General features: G+C 43.9%; 11 protein-coding genes. 7 read left to right on the forward strand and 4 right to left on the reverse strand.

Annotated elements, in window-relative coordinates:
• Window positions 1-528: 528 nt before the first annotated feature.
• The 7 genes from PV783_RS25135 (at window position 529) to PV783_RS25165 (ending at window position 7,903) form a co-directional block, all read left to right on the forward strand.
• Complete coding sequence (locus tag PV783_RS25135) at window positions 529-1,311, forward strand: SDR family oxidoreductase (protein WP_420990040.1); 783 nt, start codon at window positions 529-531, stop codon at window positions 1,309-1,311.
• An 11-nt stretch (window positions 1,312-1,322) separates the two neighbouring features.
• Window positions 1,323-1,757 carry a DUF2147 domain-containing protein gene (locus PV783_RS25140; RefSeq protein ID WP_111580696.1) on the forward strand — a complete coding sequence of 145 codons (435 nt, stop codon included), beginning with the start codon at window positions 1,323-1,325 and terminating at the stop codon, window positions 1,755-1,757.
• A gap of 105 nt (window positions 1,758-1,862) precedes the next feature.
• A complete protein-coding gene (locus PV783_RS25145) occupies window positions 1,863-2,216 on the forward strand; it encodes a hypothetical protein (protein ID WP_420990041.1) in 354 nt (117 codons plus the stop codon).
• A 13-nt stretch (window positions 2,217-2,229) separates the two neighbouring features.
• Window positions 2,230-3,138, forward strand: a complete 909-nt coding sequence (locus PV783_RS25150) for a helix-turn-helix domain-containing protein (RefSeq protein ID WP_420990042.1) — start codon at window positions 2,230-2,232, stop codon at window positions 3,136-3,138.
• A gap of 109 nt (window positions 3,139-3,247) precedes the next feature.
• Window positions 3,248-4,108 carry a helix-turn-helix domain-containing protein gene (locus PV783_RS25155; protein ID WP_420990043.1) on the forward strand — a complete coding sequence of 287 codons (861 nt, stop codon included), beginning with the start codon at window positions 3,248-3,250 and terminating at the stop codon, window positions 4,106-4,108.
• Window positions 4,109-4,123: 15 nt separating this feature from the next.
• Complete coding sequence (locus tag PV783_RS25160) at window positions 4,124-5,002, forward strand: NAD-dependent epimerase/dehydratase family protein (RefSeq protein WP_420990044.1); 879 nt, start codon at window positions 4,124-4,126, stop codon at window positions 5,000-5,002.
• Between the two features lie 411 nt (window positions 5,003-5,413).
• Entirely contained in the window at window positions 5,414-7,903 is a 2,490-nt protein-coding gene (locus tag PV783_RS25165; protein ID WP_420990045.1) for a hypothetical protein, read from the forward strand.
• 115 nt (window positions 7,904-8,018) lie between these two features.
• Here the strand turns inward: PV783_RS25165 and PV783_RS25170 are convergent, their stop codons facing one another.
• The 4 genes from PV783_RS25170 to PV783_RS25185 form a co-directional block, all read right to left on the reverse strand.
• Window positions 8,019-8,843, reverse strand: coding sequence for a phytanoyl-CoA dioxygenase family protein (locus PV783_RS25170; RefSeq protein ID WP_420990046.1), 825 nt, complete (start codon window positions 8,841-8,843; stop codon window positions 8,019-8,021).
• Between the two features lie 66 nt (window positions 8,844-8,909).
• Window positions 8,910-12,005 (reverse strand): glycosyl hydrolase, encoded by a 3,096-nt coding sequence (locus PV783_RS25175; protein WP_420990047.1) that lies wholly within the window; start codon window positions 12,003-12,005, stop codon window positions 8,910-8,912.
• A gap of 69 nt (window positions 12,006-12,074) precedes the next feature.
• Entirely contained in the window at window positions 12,075-13,853 is a 1,779-nt protein-coding gene (locus PV783_RS25180) for a RagB/SusD family nutrient uptake outer membrane protein (RefSeq protein ID WP_420990048.1), read from the reverse strand.
• Between the two features lie 11 nt (window positions 13,854-13,864).
• Complete coding sequence (locus tag PV783_RS25185) at window positions 13,865-17,002, reverse strand: SusC/RagA family TonB-linked outer membrane protein (protein WP_420990049.1); 3,138 nt, start codon at window positions 17,000-17,002, stop codon at window positions 13,865-13,867.
• Window positions 17,003-17,369 lie beyond the last annotated feature (367 nt).

Raw genomic sequence — 17,369 nt, forward strand, 5'->3', positions numbered from 1 at the left:
AAACGGCAGTGGCGTCGCTACTGCCGCTTTTGTTTGTAGCTGTCAAAGTATTGTATAAAGTGGAGAATTCGGAGTCGCTGATCACTTGGATTCGGAAATTAACTATGATCAAATCTTTGCCAATTTAAAAATATTAATGTTCCCTTGCGGTTTCGAGTTCTTTTAGATCAATATCTTCGACAATGCCTTTTATAAACGATGTAAATCGGAGTAATGGTTCAATATCACTCCCGAGATCGGTACAACTTAGGAGTGACGCTCCGGAAAGAAAGGTCTCATCGATATCGATGAGACCTTTTTCTTTTAAACTCAATGAGTTATGCCTGAAGCCCCCTTCGATAGAAGCGGTTCAATATCCCCTCTCTTTAAACACCAGATTATGTTTGAACCGCCTCTCAGGTAAATAACCTGGGGACACACAGTTCTGGCCTAAGCAATCATATGTCTTTCTGCTACACCTTCGCGACTTTTGGATACATTCCATGACTGGTTGTGACTGAACTTTGCATCAACAAAATGTAAAGTAATATGGATTTAAAAAGCAGTACCGTCCTGATTACAGGAGGAACCAGCGGAATAGGTCTGGAATTTGTGAAACAGCTTACCGACCAGGGAGCTAAGGTCATTGTTACAGGTCGCAACCAGGAAACCTTAAATAATACCAAAAAGCTTTTCCCGAAAATACACGTTTTTCAAAGCGATGTGAGTAACCCACGGGACATTGAGCGTCTTTATGCTCAGGTGACACAACAATTCTCCGAATTGAATATCATCATCAATAATGCGGGCGAGATGCGGCTCATCGATGTACAGGACAGCAGCAAAGACCTGGAAAACATCACGCGTGAGATCGACATTAATCTTTCAGGCACGATTCGCATGGTACATCAGTTCCTGCCACATCTGATTAAAAAAAGGTCGGCTGCGATTGTCAATGTTTCTTCAGCAATTGCATTTATGGCCTATTCATCGGCACCTGTTTATAGTGCATCAAAGGCGGGAGCCCACGCTTACACGATGGCACTGCGGCTACAGCTTAGCAAAACCAATGTAAAAGTTTTCGAAGTGATCCCTCCGGGCGTTAACACCAATCTCCAAAATGATTGGGTACTGCAACCCAATCCGGGCCAAATGATGGAGGTGGATAAAATGGTAAATGTTGCCATTAGTGGGCTTATAAAAGACACACCGGAGATCAAGCCATTTTTAGTTAAAATAGTTAAGCTACTTAGCAGGATCATGCCAGGTCAATTAATGAGATTCGGACACAGGGAGTTCGAAAAATTTAAACAACTAAATACCAGCAAATAAATATTTCAAAAATGAAAAAATCAATTTTAGCGGTGATCATACTCCTGCTGTCTATTTCATCTTTCGCTCAGAAATTATCACCAGACCAAATCATAGGTGTTTGGCAATGCGAAGATTATAAAATAGAGGTCTTTAAAGCAGGTAACACCTACGCGGCCAAACTGTTATGGGCAAAGGATATGTTTGAAGCTGATGGTAAAACGCCGAAGAAAGATGTCAAAAATCCCAACGGGAAACTGAGAAGCAGGTCCGTGCAAGGCCTTACCCATATCACTGAGCTTGTTTACAAAGATGGTGAATATCGTGATGGTAAACTGTATAGCGTGCAGGATGGCAATACTTATAGTTTGAAAGGCCAGCTGAAAAACGCAAACAGCCTTGAAACACGCGGCTACAAAGGTGTTCCTATGTTGGGTAAAACCTACAAGTGGAAACGTGTAGAATAACTGTGCGCCGACAATTAATATTTCTACTGTCAAGGTTCTGGTTCCTGCTTTCCATTGCCATTCCGCTAATAGGATTTTTCCTGTATCTTAAATACCTAATTAATTATGATAAAGAACTTAATTTCCTTGTTATTATTGATTGTGTCCGTATCACTCAGTTTCAAACATGCCTGGGACACGTCGCACTTTAGAAACAATCCAGAAACAATTAAAATGATGGCGGACTTAGGAATAAGTGAACCAGCGATCCCGATCTTTGTTTTTTTGACTATCGCAATCGGTGTCCTCTTACTGATCCCTGGAACGTTCTTTTTGGGTAATTTGCTGAATGCAATATCAATTGTGATGATCATAGCGTTTGCTATACGGGCCGGGAATGTGAAGATGGCATTGATAGAAATCCCGTTCTTAGCCATGCCTTTAATTATGATATGGCTGAAGTATCCGTTCAAAGATTAAATTATTCATAGATATGCCAAATGCAAAGCCATACAGGATAAAGTCTATAACGGAGATACACCGTTTGATGGGGCTTCCCAAACCGCATCACCCGCTGATCAGTATTCTCGATCTTAAAGGCCTGAAAAGTGATCCGGATATCCACGCCGTTATATTTGACTTATATGTAATATCCATGAAAAGGGGTTGCGACAATCTTTTCTACGGACAGCAGAAGTACGATTTTGACGAAGGGCTCATGGCTTTTATGTCTCCCGGCCAGGTATTGCGTGGTGAAGAGAACGGCGTGCCGCCAGATCTCGAAGGCTGGATGCTGTTCATACACCCGGACTTTTTATGGAACACATCACTTGCCACAAAGATCAAGAAATACGAATACTTTGGCTATTCCACGAATGAAGCGCTTTTCCTTTCCGATAAGGAAGAAATGGTTATCAATGACCTGGTAAAGAATATCAGAACTGAATATCATTCTAACATTGATAAGTTCAGCCAGGACATTATCATCTCAAACCTGGAAACGCTGCTGAACTATGCAGAACGTTTTTACCAGCGCCAGTTCATCACCCGGAAGATCACCAACCATAAGATCCTAGATCGGTTTGAAGAGATGGTAAACGAATATTTAAGCAACGAAGCCTTACTTTCAAAAGGCTTACCCTCTGTACAATACTTCGCCGACGCGCTTAACATTTCCTCTAAATATTTGAGTAGCCTGCTGAAACAACTGACCGGGCAGACCACCCGGCAGATCATTCACAATAAACTGATCGATAAGGCCAAAGAAAAACTGTCCACAACCGAATTATCCGTAAGTGAAATCGCATACGGGCTTGGCTTTGAACATCCACAATCCTTTAATAAATTATTTAAAAGTAAAACCAGGCAAAGCCCTTTAGATTTCCGGCAAAGTTTTAACTGATCGGAGAAAAGACGTTCTGACCCTATCAGCACTTTCTATTATGTTTCTGTAAAGTCATTTAATTAAAGTTCCTGCATGCCTTACAATACATTTTTTAAATTTACTGAATATGCAGAACAGTGCCTCCTTTCTTTACAAACTCAGGCAAAACGACAAGCTTCCGATCCGGATCGTTTCTCCTGATTTCGGCCACCTATCACAATTGGAGGCAGCTGACTACAATGCTCTGCAGGTCACGCCATACTATCTTTTCTTGTTTATGCTGGATGGATGTAGTTGGCACAACATAGACTTACAGCAGTATGAAGCGGGCGACAACGAGTTGATATTTGTTATGCCATACCAGGTCCATGATCAGCCGGTACTGGGGCAAGGCGCGAATTTCATCAAACTGGGCTTTGACGAAAGCTGTCTGTCCCTATTGCCGAAACACTATTCTTTTCTGATCAATCCGCTGAATTATCAGAAGGTGAGTTTTAAACAATCTGCGGCAATGCGTATGAAAGCCATCTTCACTATGCTGCTCGATCTGTTAAAGTGTTGGCATACCGAGCCGGAACTGATCCTGGCACACCTAAACAGTTTGCTTACAGAAATCAATACCGCTTATTTCAGGTTGCAGGGAAATCCTGTGGACAGCAAGCTTTCTACGTTTATAGCTTTTAAAATATTCATAGAACATAACCTGACGAATCATTACAGTATCAGCAGGATCGCCCGGCAATTGGGTGTCAATACCAATGGCTTATATCAGATCGTTAAACACTGTTCCGGGCTTTCACCAAAAGAGTTCATCAACAAGCGGCTGATCCTGGAAGCAAGGCGACGTATCAGCTATGCCGAAAAAACAACGATCAAGGAGCTGGCTTATGGGCTGGGGTTTAACGATCCGGAATACTTTTCCCGCCTTTTTAAAAAAGTCACGGGGCAAACAATTGCCCAATTTTCTAAGGATTTGTCAGGGAACTAATACTATTTGTCCGGCATGTTTAAAAGAGCAGCTCCGACCTTTGTTCAGGATAAAATTCAAAAAATGAAAGAACAAAAAGGAACAATATTAGTAACCGGTGGGAGCGGTCTGGTTGGTGCGCGGCTGTTGCCGCGACTTATTAATGCTGGCTTTGATTGCCGCGCACTGATGCGCGGTAAGAAAGAAGCTCCACCCGGAACAATGGTTGTGGAAGGTGATCTGTTAGATCCTGCATCACTGGCCAAAGCTGTAAAAGAGGTTTCAGCTATCATTCATTTGGCAGCCGTATTCCGATCACCCGATACAGATTTGATCTGGAAGAGTAACCTGGAGGGGACCCGCAACCTGATCGCTGCAGCGAAAGCACATGCACCTGATGCACGTTTCATTTTTGCCAGTACCAGCCATGTCTATAACATAAATAACCCGCATCCCGGCCGTGAGGATGATGAAGTTACCCCCCAACATGCTTATCCGGCCAGTAAAGTTGCGGCAGAAAATGAGCTGCGGGGGAGCGGGCTTAACTGGTCAATCCTTCGGTTCCCATTTGTGTACGGAGATGGTGACGGGCATCTCGACACATTACCTCAACATGTGGCGGCTGCAAAGTTTCACCCTGCCATGAGAATGAGTACCATTCACCACCACGATATCTATACCGCTATCAGCATGGCGTTGGATGGCATTATGGATAACCACATAGTGAACATTGCTGATGAGGCCCCGACATCGCTCTACGAGTTATTGCAGCTTGCAGGCAACACGATGGAGCCGTCGTCAGAACCTTTGGTTAACCCCTGGTATCTCCATTCCGATAGTTCGCTTGCCAGAAGCCTGGGCTTTCAACCAGTGATCAGAACAGTTTATCAGGCCGCACAAGAACATCTGCTTTAATGCTATTAGAAAATGCCTAAGTGCCTGATCAATATCATGGACAATGTCTTTTATAAACGATATAAACCGGAGTAGTGGTTCAATATTACTCCCGAAATAGTACAACTTCGGAGTGACGCTCCGGAAAGACAGGTCTCATCGAAATCGATGAGACCTTTTATTGCATACAGCACATCGCATCCCAGCTATGAATACTAAAAGCGTTGGCAGGGATCATCAGAAAAAATGCAGGCGTCCGGCAACTGGCAAAAAGTGCAAATAAAAAACGCTTTCATATAAAAACGCTCTTAATATTCGGACGTAAATTAGCTGGTGCAGGCAGGCCAACCTGAGGATATTATTAATTTTATAAACAATCTTTACCAGCACTGTTATGCCAGTGGGCTCCCGGTGTTCAATTCCATCCCGTTTATGACGCGAATATTAGCAATTATTATCAGTTTCATTTTGATCCCCGATCTATGTTTTTCGCAAAATGGTATTCTACACAACCGGGCTGCCAAAATAATTACAATTACCACTCCTGATCAAAAGCTTTCCATCAGGATTGACTATTCAAAGGGATGCATTATTAAACAGGTAAACCTGCAAAATAAAAATACGATATCATCTTCGGGTGTATACACCGGTATCACTGCAGGAAGTGGAACCGCCTCATCTGCTGATCAAACAGGCGATATTAAAATAACAAATACCCCGAAAGGCATATCGCTAAGTGGTATCACCTACGGAACCGGGGCGCTTCAAATTAAAGAAACATGGGACTTTACTATCAAAGGAGATAAAATAACCTGGGATATTACCCGCAACTATAGCACAACAAGCGACCTGGAAGACATGGCCTTTCCAAAATGGAATTTTACAGATCTATCCGTTTGGAAAGGAGGAATTATTGATAACGGCGGGATGGTTTGGTGCAAATACCTAAAGCAAATTAACGATACCTATGGCGTTCATACCGGTGGCGTAACATTCTGGAATGCTGATTCGGGAGATGCGTTAAGGATATCGCCTCAACCAGGAAGCGCAAGTAAAATGGCTTCAAAATATTCCCACAGCGAAAATGGCGAGTTCACTTTTACACAATTGCTAACTGATTCCAAATTACAGCAACGCCATCACCTGAGCCGCTTCGTATCACAAAAGTATGATGTATTTGCTCCCTTCCAGGTAAAAAAAGGACGCGTAAAGCTAAGCCTGGAACTACAATACATTGATTACAATAAGGAATATGCAAGAGGAACGCTTCCCGGTATTGATGCACCAGCAGTACGCGAGCTTTTAAATACAACCGGGCGATATGGCGTGGTAGACAACAATATAGTAGGCGCAAATGGCTGGCTCACCAACTGGAAATGTTTGCATGAGCCATTTTTTGCGCAGATCGGGATGGCATTGAATGATCCACACTATATAAAAAACCTGGCGGCAACATTGGACCAGGAAAGAGATCAGGCGATGCTCAACGATGGCCGTGTGTTATCCCGCTGGCATAATGTACCCGGCGATGAAATTCCCGGCACATATAACCCGCAAACAGGCTATTATGAAGCCATGTGGGGATATACCATTGATTCACAAACGGGCTATGTGATCAATACAAGCGAACTGTTTGAGTTGAATGGTGACCTGCAATGGCTGCGTGCACATCAGGCAAGCTGTGAAAAGGCGCTGGACTGGCTGATAAAACGGGATTCCAACGACAACGGGATCTATGAAATGATGAATAACGGCGTAGCGGAAAAAAAGGCAAGCGACTGGTTAGACATTGTTTGGGCAAGCTTTGAAAACGCTTTTGTAAATGCGCAATTATACGAAGCATTAACGCTATGGGCCAAATGTGAAACGATTTTAGGCAATCCTAAAATGGCCGGCCATTATTCAGCGATAGCTGCCCGTCTTAAAAGTGCATTTAACAGGCCGGTTGATGAAGGTGGCTTCTGGTCGCCGGCCAAACAGCAGTATGTGTACTGGCGTGATAAAGACAACACCATTCATGGCGACAACCTGGTTACTCCTGTAAATTTTGCTGCCATTGCCTTTGGATTGTGTGACGACAAGGAACGCATAAAACTCATTCTTGATCAAATAGAACAAAGAACAACGGCAGAACACCTGTTTCACTGGCCGCTTTGCTTCGATTCCTTTAAAAGAGAAGAGGTAAGCGATGGCAACTGGCCTTTCCCTAAATATGAAAACGGGGATATATTTCCCACATGGGGATATCTTGGTATCAACGCCTATGTGAAATATGATAAGCACATTGCGCTTAAATTCATTAATCATCTCCTTGATCAGTATAAAAAAGACGGACTCTCTTCGCAGCGCTACAGCAGAACAACCCAGCTTGGACTGGGGGATGATATCCTGGCTGGCATCTGTACCAGCATTACAGCGTTATACAAGGATATTTACGGCCTTCGTCCAAAATGGAACAGGATGGGGCTGGAACCCAATATGCCTGAAACCCTGAACGGAACGAAGTTTTCATATATCCACAGGCATACCGTTTATCACCTTGAATTGAGCGTTAATGATTATTTAATGAGCACCGGTAGCTTTTCTGTAAAAAGTAACGAATCTTTTGGTGCAGATAAAAGCGGGAACACGCTTAAGTTCTACCCTGGTAATAAAGATACTGCGCAACTCCTGGTTCGTGCAGATCCGGGCAATCGTATTGACATGAAAATTACTTCGTGGAAGAATGATGTATTTGCATGGACTATTTCATCACACGGCAACTATCAATTCACCATTAATGGATTGCAACCAGGCTCAAAATATGAAGTAGTAACAAACAAAGATATTACCCGGCTTCAGGCAAATAACAATGGCAGCATTTCCCTGAATAAACATTGTAGTACGCCTGTTAACTTTTCAATCAGGGAAATATCTCATTAAGCTCCTCCTTTCAATCGAACATAAACATATAAAACCGGGGCTCTGAAAGAACCCCGGTTTTATATGTTTTACACAGTTTATGAAATGTACTTTGAATCAGCATTACCTGATGGGCCTATTGAATCCCGGCTGTATAAATCAGCGGGTTCTGTGCATCATCATCCAGCAGATCCCCGACTTTCAACCTGGTTACCTGCGCATCACTTAATATATTCTTTATGCCGTTAAATCTGGCGCCATCAGGCATATAAGCGCAGGTCATCGCCCTGCGGAAGCCATTGGTCATATTGGCCCCGGCGCCGTGTATTGTTAAACCATTATGAAAAGAACAGCTACCCGCCTTCATGGGCGCAGCAACAGCGCTTTTAGTTACAAGCTGTGGGTAAACCTGGAATATTGCATCCATATTTTTCCCGATGCCCTGGTTTTCAAAACCGGTTTCATGGTAAGATCCGGGAATAAAATACAGACACCCGTTTTCATTTGTAGCGTCGTCTAAAGCTACCCATATTGATAATGCCCGCTTATCGGTGAACGACCAGAAAGGCGTATCCAGGTGCCACGAAGTAGGATTGGCCCAGGGCCGTTTTATGAGCACCTGGTCATGCCAGATCCGGGTACCCTCCCACCCCGCTAATTCTGCGGCCATTTTGCCCAATCTCTCATCAAGCATAATCTGCCTTGCCGCATCGTTTGTTTGCCAGATATTAATCATCTGGTCAAACACCTTTCCAAAATATTCACTTTCCGTATTGATCCCGTCGTCTTCCCCCATTTTTTTATCACTACCGGGCATTTTCCTGCCATCTCTCTGTTCAACGGCCTCCGTAATAACCTGCCGCCAATGGGAAAGTTCTTCCTGGTTAAGAAAGTTCTCAATTAATAAAAATCCATCTTCCCGATAAGATTGAATCTGCTTTTGCGTGAGTAACGTGTTCATATATCTGCAACTTTTTTTGAAAAATATCAGGCACACCAGGCAAATGCCTGTAAGCCCATAGTATTATTATTTTGCCTGTATTAACTTAACGGGGCCTAACAAACCAGCGTCATATTTACTAAAATCGGGCACACCTACCCAGCCCCAGGTGCGGAGCTTGCCCAGATCCGATTTCATCCACATTTCATTAACCATCAGGTTCCCGACCCGTATTCTTATTTTATTTTCTCCCTCCTGCAGGTATTTGGATATATCAAATACAAAGGGCGCCCATAGCCGGTTTCCAACGGGTTTATCATTTACAAACACTTCCGCCATATATTTTACATCACCAAGATCTATTGTAGTCCTGGTATTTACATCTTTCAGCACAACAGGTATTTCATAATCAATATATCCTGAATACTGCTGATGTCCATAGGCATACCAGGATTGCAGGGTGCAGTTTGCTTTACTGCCAACAATAAATTTCAAGGGGGCAGTCAGCGTCTGTTCACTTTTGACGGACCTTGCAAACGACAGCAACCTTGCATCAGCAGGCAAGTCAATTGATGCCGCCGCCACGTCTGTTTTTACACCGTCCATCCAAACCGTTGTGCCAATCATATTATCAGGGAACACTACTTTTTTTGCACCAACCGGTATATTGACCCTCCAGTAGCGGTAACTAGTGGCATCATTATCCTTTATTTCATCTTTCTGCTCATCCCCGTTCCGTTTTTGCGCTGTCATAAAACTGGTATACTTCCATTTTGAATCATTATATGCCAACAACATAAGATCTTCGCTTAACCCGTTGCCTGCTAACGTGAATGAAGTGGCCGTAGTTTTATAAACAGTGTCTTTCCCCGGATAACTGATGGTCCATTTATCATCGAGCTTAATTTCTTTTAAATCAGATTCATGCTGTACCAATGGATTCATATCGCTTGTTCCGGGCTCAAATACAAGCCAATAACCTTCGTAAGGTTGTAAAGTCATTTTTACCTTGTTATATCCCTTCTCCTTCACGTATGCAACGGGTGTACGTTCACCGGTTTCGCAATTCCATATCTGCGCCATGCCATCGCCATCCCTGAACCAGGCTGAAAAATTTCTCACGGTATCGGAGTTATTGGCAAGCCAGTAAAAGTGGTTATTGGAAATAGTTCTGTGAGCAGTGTAGAGCCGGCCTGAGTTTTCCAACCGGATCTGTGGCCGGACCCTTTCATTCAAAGCCGTAACCATTTTACTCAGCCTGTCTTTATCTCCCGACAGATCAATAACATTGGGCAACCGCTTTAATGCATTCATCTGGCTAATGATCAATGCATCCTTCATGCCTTTCTCCGGCGATCCTTCGGGTGTTGTACCCAGGAGCAGCACAACGCCACCCTTTTTAGCAAATTCAAGTATCTTACCTGATACGGCATGAGAAATAACACAAGCCGGTGGAAGAACGATCGCCGAAAAGTTGTGGTCATTAATAGTGATCTTTGCACCGCTATTATTGGCTCCTGTTTTTCCTTTATCCAGGTAATATTTATCAGCGATTAAAAAGTCGATGTTATTTTTATTTAATTCTCTCATAGCATCGGAGTACACCTGGTTGATCTCGAGTGAAAGCGTATCCCAGATTTCTTTGCCTTCCAGCAGGCCAAAATTTTCCTCATGCGTAAAAAAGCCTTCAGCATTTGCCCAGATACTTTCAAGCGGGTTTACCAGGAGAACATCCGCCACAAGCTTACTTTGCCTGTTTACAAAAGCAGCCCGCCTCGAAAAGTCCGTCCAGTTATGCAGATAAGGCCAATATGGATTTTCGGTAAACCAATCCGGCGGATACGGATCCTGTTCAATTTTCCGGTTAACGTTAATTCCATGTGGCACTACGTGGTTAATACCAAATGATGTAATAGAATTAATAGTCATTTTCATCATAGCGGGTGTTTGCTCCCATCCTGCAACGCCCATAATTTCACTCATAAAAGGACGATCTTCCAATTCGGCTACTGTTTGCACTTCCTTAAAATCATGAACATCCTGCGATTTCATTAAAAGACAATCCGTTCCGGGCATAGTTGCTGTTCTTGTAACGCGCATAAAATCGCCCATGGCGGCAGTTTGTAACAACAATGATTCTTCCCACAGATTGGAGATGTAATACATATTGTATTGTTTGAGCCAGTTCACCAAAGGCTCAAAGTAACATTTGTTATATACGTCTGAAACAACATCAAACCAATCACAACGGGCTTTTGCAAACAAACCGTTGTTGTCCTTTTCTGTTAAAAGGGGAAGCCATAAACGGATATCCTGGTTTTTCATTTCCTTATACCGTTTGGCAAGATATTCTGACCACGCCATCCGCCAGCCATAGTCGCCTTCATTGTCAACAAAAACGCCAGGAATTGTTTTCCCCATATCATTTGCAAAATGTTTGGCGTACTGCGCGTGAACAAGCGGGATGAAAACTTCCATTAATCCGGGATCGAGATAGTTAACTTTCCCACCGTCAATTCCGGGATGGAATCTTTTTGTGTAAGTATACACCACCCATTCACCCGGTGGCGCCGTCCATTTGAAATGGCTACCTTCTCCAATGATCCGCAGCGATGCAGCATCAATGGCATTGCCGGCTATTTTACCTGCCACGGCAAAATCTGTTGAATCATAATAAACGGTCGATTTCCCCGTTACCTTATACCGTTTCCAATCCAGGTATTTTGCCTCCAGCTCAGGATGCTGCGCTAATACCCGCCCTGCTGCCTGCCCGCTTGGCCAGTCATATTCATCACAATACCCCAGGGTAAATCCTTTGTTCTTTGCTGCCTGCATAGCATTTCCGAAACTGCTGAACCAGGGTTTTTCCAGGTATTGCTTATATGGCAATGAAGAAAATGCCGGGTTTAAGCGATCCATTGAACCCCGGGGATGTGCATATCCGGGATTCAGTCCCTGCTTCATCATTTCCTCTGCCATAGCAGCCGTAAAATGCTCATCCCTGATGGTATCATCCCAGAACCAGAAAGTATGGGGAGCATAGAACATTGGTGGGCTAACAAACATTTGTTGAACCGTTTTGGGGTCGCTATATTTTTTTTGCCATTCAGATTGCCCGGATATATTCAAAGTAATTGTCAGCAGGCAACCGGTAAAAAGGATGTTCAGATATGTATATTTCATTACTGTTTTGAGTTAATAACTGGTATGAATATTATTTTCAATAAAAATCCATCAATGCTACACGCGATATTAATTATAGCCGGGGTTCTGCACTAACTTATCGTTCTTATTCATTTCACTCCTTGCGATTGGTAAAAAGTAGGCCTTATTATCCCACTTTCCACTTGTGATCTGCACCGGGGTAACAGTAGGCATGGTGGCAGTTGTATGATCGGGATTCAGTTTGTACACAACATTAACCCCATGCATTGGGTGATAGGCTTCCGGCCCGATCATCCAGCGGCGCACATCAAAAAAGCGGTGGTTTTCGTACACCAGTTCAATACGCCTTTCATTCCGGTATCTTGCTGACAAGGCCACGCCGGCGTCCATTACATCAGGCATGGCCGCTTTTTTCCTGATCATATTAATGTAGGTGCGTGCTTCCGCCTCCTCTCCCAATCCAATACAGGCCTCCGCATAATTGAGTATGATTTCGCTGTAACGGATGAAGCGCCAGGTGAGGTCATCCTGGTGATTCACATACATATCGGTTTTGCGGTTTATAAATTTGAGCATACAGGTACCGGTATTATTATAACCGCCTCCATAAACCACGCTGTTCCTGCTATCTAACCCATACGTATACACGATTTTATTAGTGGTGGCATCCCACTTTTCCCAGGTACCTACCTGCAAAACTCCTACGGGGTCGGCTGTCAGTAAGTTGGACGGCCTTGACCTGAACGTTGCCCCTTCGTATAAAATGGAAGCATAAAAACGCGGGTCCCTGTTTTTATATGGTTCAAGATTCTGTGCAGGGTTGGTTCTGGAGAATTTAGTGCCATCACTCATTTCATAAGCGTCTACCAATTCGCTGGGGGCGCCGTTTGTTTCAATACCGCCATATCCATTTGGGAAAACCTGCCAGTAGTCAGCTCCCTGGTTTACGGAGGCATTGTAATAACGGATAAAGATGTCTTCTATACTATTTTTTGAGATAAACAGGTTCTCATAATTCTGAACGGCCTCCTCTGTTGATGCAGGACCGGGCTGATACAAACCGTATATGCCCAGGTCTATTACAGCCTTAGCGGCGGCTTTGGCCGCCTGCCAGCGTTGCTTCCTGTCGCCATCTACATATCCCAGGAGCTCAGGGTTGGAAAACCCGGAAAATGTTGTATTATGAAGATCGCTGGCTGCATAAAGCAATACTCTTGATTTAAGCGCCAAAGCGGCGCCTTTTGTTACTCTTCCTTTGTTGACACCTGTATTCACCAGGGGTAATAATGCAGCCGCCTTATCACATTCGCCGGAAATAAACTGCACGCACTCTGCGTAACTGTTCCGCGCGGCGGAGAAATCGTCTGTTAATTTATAGGATTTCGTAACCAGGGGTACACCGCCAAAATAACTGATGAGCAACTGATAATACCAGGCCCTGAAAAAAGTGGCTTCGCCCTTCAACCTGTCTTTCAGTGTAACGCCATCAATCAGCGCCGGATCATCCGGCAATTTGTCTATATTTTCCAGGAATATATTGCAGTCCCGGATAGCGCTGTACCTGCCGTTCCAGTCGCCCCAGCCTGCATTATCAGGCGACATCAGCATGTTGCTCATATTATAATCATTTCCCCCATCATAGCACCTGGCCTCATCTACAGCCAGCGAAGTCATGAAGAACGACCAGGGGTTCTGGTTATAAATGCTGTTCATGTTCAGTTGTACCAGGTTGGGATCAGACCAGACATCCACTTCTGTAAATTGTGTGGAAGGTTTTGTATCAAGGAAACTTTTGCCACATGATATTAGCAGCAGTGATATAAACCCCGTAGCGATATATATTAAGTTTGAGTTTCTGTAATTCATACACTTTGATTTTAGAATGTTGCCGTTAATCCAACGTTAGTGGTTTTGTTCAATGGATATACTTCACTGTTCACCCAAATGGAGCCCGGAGCGTCGTCAGGAGATTCAGGATCGAAATCCTTCATCTTTGTAAACGTTAAAAAGTTCAGGGCGCTGACATAGATCCTCAGCGATTGTATGCCTATTTTTTGCGCAATGCCGGATGACAGGTTATAACCAACCTCAAAGTTTTTCAATCTTAAATAATCACTGCTTCTAACGAAGTAGGTGTTATTAGGTTCTCCATCTGTCATCCAATATGCGCCTCCACGCTCCCATACTCTCGGGTTAACAGCGCTTGGATGTTCCGGTGTCCAGCGGTCTTTTACAAGGTTGTACATAAAATTCCCGACACCTGGCCCGCCGGAAAAAGTCCGGTAGGATCTTTCCGCACCGGCTGCTCCCTGGAATAATACATTTGCGTAGAAGTTCCTATACTGTAAATCGATGCTGAGCCCGCCGGTAAATGTTGGTATGGTAGTTTTGTTGCTTCTAACCTGGTCCTGGCCATCAATCTGTCCATCCTTATTTACATCTTTGAATATAATATCTCCGGGGCGGGCGCCTGTCCAATGAGGGTATTTATCAATCGCTGCCTGGTCTGCGAATACACCTATTGCCTGGTAATACAATCTTGCGTTCATCTGGTTGCCGGTAGACTTCTGATAGTCGGGCACGCCGGGTGTTTCATCCCAGAACCTGATATGATTCTTTGCCCAGGCGCCGTTGGCAGACACCTGGTATTTGAAATTGCCGGCACTACCGCGATATGATGCCTGCAATTCAAAGCCCTCATTAACCACTTCCCCGATATTTTCCTGCGGCAGGCTTAATCCGGCAGAACCAGGCACAGAAGCGTTTCTGTAGGCCAGGATATTGGTACGCAGGTTGTAGAAATAATCAGCGCTTACCGCTAATTTATTATTGAGCAGCTCCACATCAGCGCCGATATTGGATTGATTGGCTATTTCCCAGGTAACCCCGGCGTTTGGAATACGTAATGCTTTCAACGCCTGTTGCGGAACATTTTCATTAAATACATAACCACCATTGTAGCCATAGGTTGTAAGGTATTGATAGGGCCCTATCCGGTCGTTACCTGTTTTTCCCCAGGAGCCTCTTATTTTCATTTCATTGATAAAAGCGATATTATCTTTCCAGAATTTTTCATTAGAGATCCTGTATCCCAGGGATATCCCTGGAAAAAATCCAAATTGCTTACCGGCCGGATCAAAAATATAAGAGCCGTCGTACCTCCATACAAATTCAGCGAGGTACTTTGCGTCATAGGCATAGCTTAGTCTTCCGAAATAATCTAACCTGCGGGCCACACCGGATGATCCTCCATTATCTTTTAATTCATTACTTCCTAAATCCAGTTCGTCAAGAATATCGCTGGTATAGTTTCTCCTGAAAGCCCAGAAATTCATGTTATCACCGGCAATACGTTCTGCGGCGAAAAGAACTTTAATATCATGCTTATCAAAAACCCTGTCATAATTTAACAGCGCATTGAGGGTTACATTAGAATTGTTATCCATCCACTGTTGCAGCCGCGGATCAGTATTTCCTTTCTTTGATGCTACCAGCAGCGGAGTTCCATTGGCATCTAAACTTGTTTTATCCCAGGTATAGAGGAACCATGGCTTTCTGAATTGTTTGGTACTGACAATAGTTCTGTCCATTGCTGCATTACCGGTTAACGACAGTCCTTTTACCCATGGAATAGTAACCACGAGCCTTACATTACTCTGAAAAATATAACTTCTTGATTTGGTGTAACCCGTGGCATCTGTAACCAGCACTACCGGGTTAGCGCCATATTCAATATCCGGTCCGGGCAAGCCATTAGGCCATCTCGCCGGCCAGGTAGGAAAAGACCTGTTTAATGCCCAAAAAACATTTTGTGCCTGATCGGCGCTTCCTCCATTGGCGCCTCCGCCTGAATAGTTCCTGTTTTCCTGCCGCCCAACCACATCAAAACTCAAACGGATGTTGTTAGTAACTTTTGCGTCAATATTACTTTGAAAATTAGTCTGCGAATAGTTGGTAGCTCCGTCCCTAAAAATCCCGTCGGTAAAATTCGATCCAAGTGAAATGAAATACTTTATGGCCTCAGCGCCGCCCGACAATGTTAAGTTGCCGTAGCGTTGCGGGGAATTTTTCCTGATTGTTTCTTTAAACCAATCCGTATTGGGATGCCCCCAGGGATCAGAGCCATCTTTATACTTCTGGATATCTTCTGCCGAATAAGGCAATGGGTCGCCGGGATGATAAGCAGCGGAAATTTCATTCTGTAATTGTGCATAAAGAGGCGCATCCGCCATTTTGGGAAGAACGGTAGGTGTATTCCATCCCTGGTTCAGGGAGAATTGAATGGTGGGCTTACCGGATGCGCCGCGTTTGGTGGTGACAAGGATAACGCCATTGGCGGCCTGTGATCCGTATATCGCTGCAGATGCATCTTTTAAGATCGTAACAGATTCAATGGTGGCGGGGTCCAGCCGTTCCAGGCTTCTACCGGCAATGCCGTCAACAACCACAAGCGGGGAATTATCGCCAAGTGTATTGGCCCCACGTATCCTTAAGGTGGATCCGTCATTTCCGGGCTCGCCTGTCCTGGTAATAGCCACCAAACCAGGTAACCGGCCTGCTAACGAATTGGAGAAATTACCCGCCGGTGATTTAACCAGGTCGCTTCCTTTAACAGAAGCAATGGAGCCTGTCAGCGTTTCTTTTTTGCGGGTTCCGTATCCAACCACCACAATGTCATTTAACCTGGCATTGCTTGGGGTAAGCATCACCGTTAGTACCGCTCCATCTTTCATGGCTGTTACCTGTTTCTCTTCATATCCTATAGAAGAAAAAAGCAGGACTGCACCCTTAGCAACGCTAATCTTAAAGGAGCCGTTTTCATCAGTGGTTCCACCGGCAGTCCCGCCTTTTATTCTTATAGTTACATTGGAAACGGGTTGACTGCTGTCTGATACAACATTACCGCTTACCGTTATTTTTTGCTGAGCAAAGGAAATTTGTGAGATGCCCAAAAGGAATAGCAATAAAAATGATGCTTTGATAGGCAATAGAGAATCAAATTGCTTGTTTAACATAACATGAGATTTTGGTTTTAAACATCGCTGGTAGTGGAATTATTTACAATTTAGAAATGACGGTTACTTCTGTGCGGCGGCAGGCCGACAGGTGGTTGATGCATTCATAAAGATTAATTTTTCAAACGTGAATTTAACCCCCGGTTGTTGATCTGCAGCCGGAATGAAACGTTGATATCATCACAAAAAGCGCTACTTTTATATGAAAACTTTCTATCAAAAATTTTTAGCCATAAAACAATTTAAAGTCAGCCGGAACTTTAATATTTCAGTAATCTTCTATCCTGTTTTTCAATTAAGTTGGTAATGCAAAGTAACCTGAATCTAAAAGGTGCAGTGATAAATTCTGATGGAATCATTTAACTTT

Source organism: Chitinophaga sp. CC14 (assembly GCF_048957795.1).
GTDB lineage: Bacteria > Bacteroidota > Bacteroidia > Chitinophagales > Chitinophagaceae > Chitinophaga > Chitinophaga ginsengisegetis.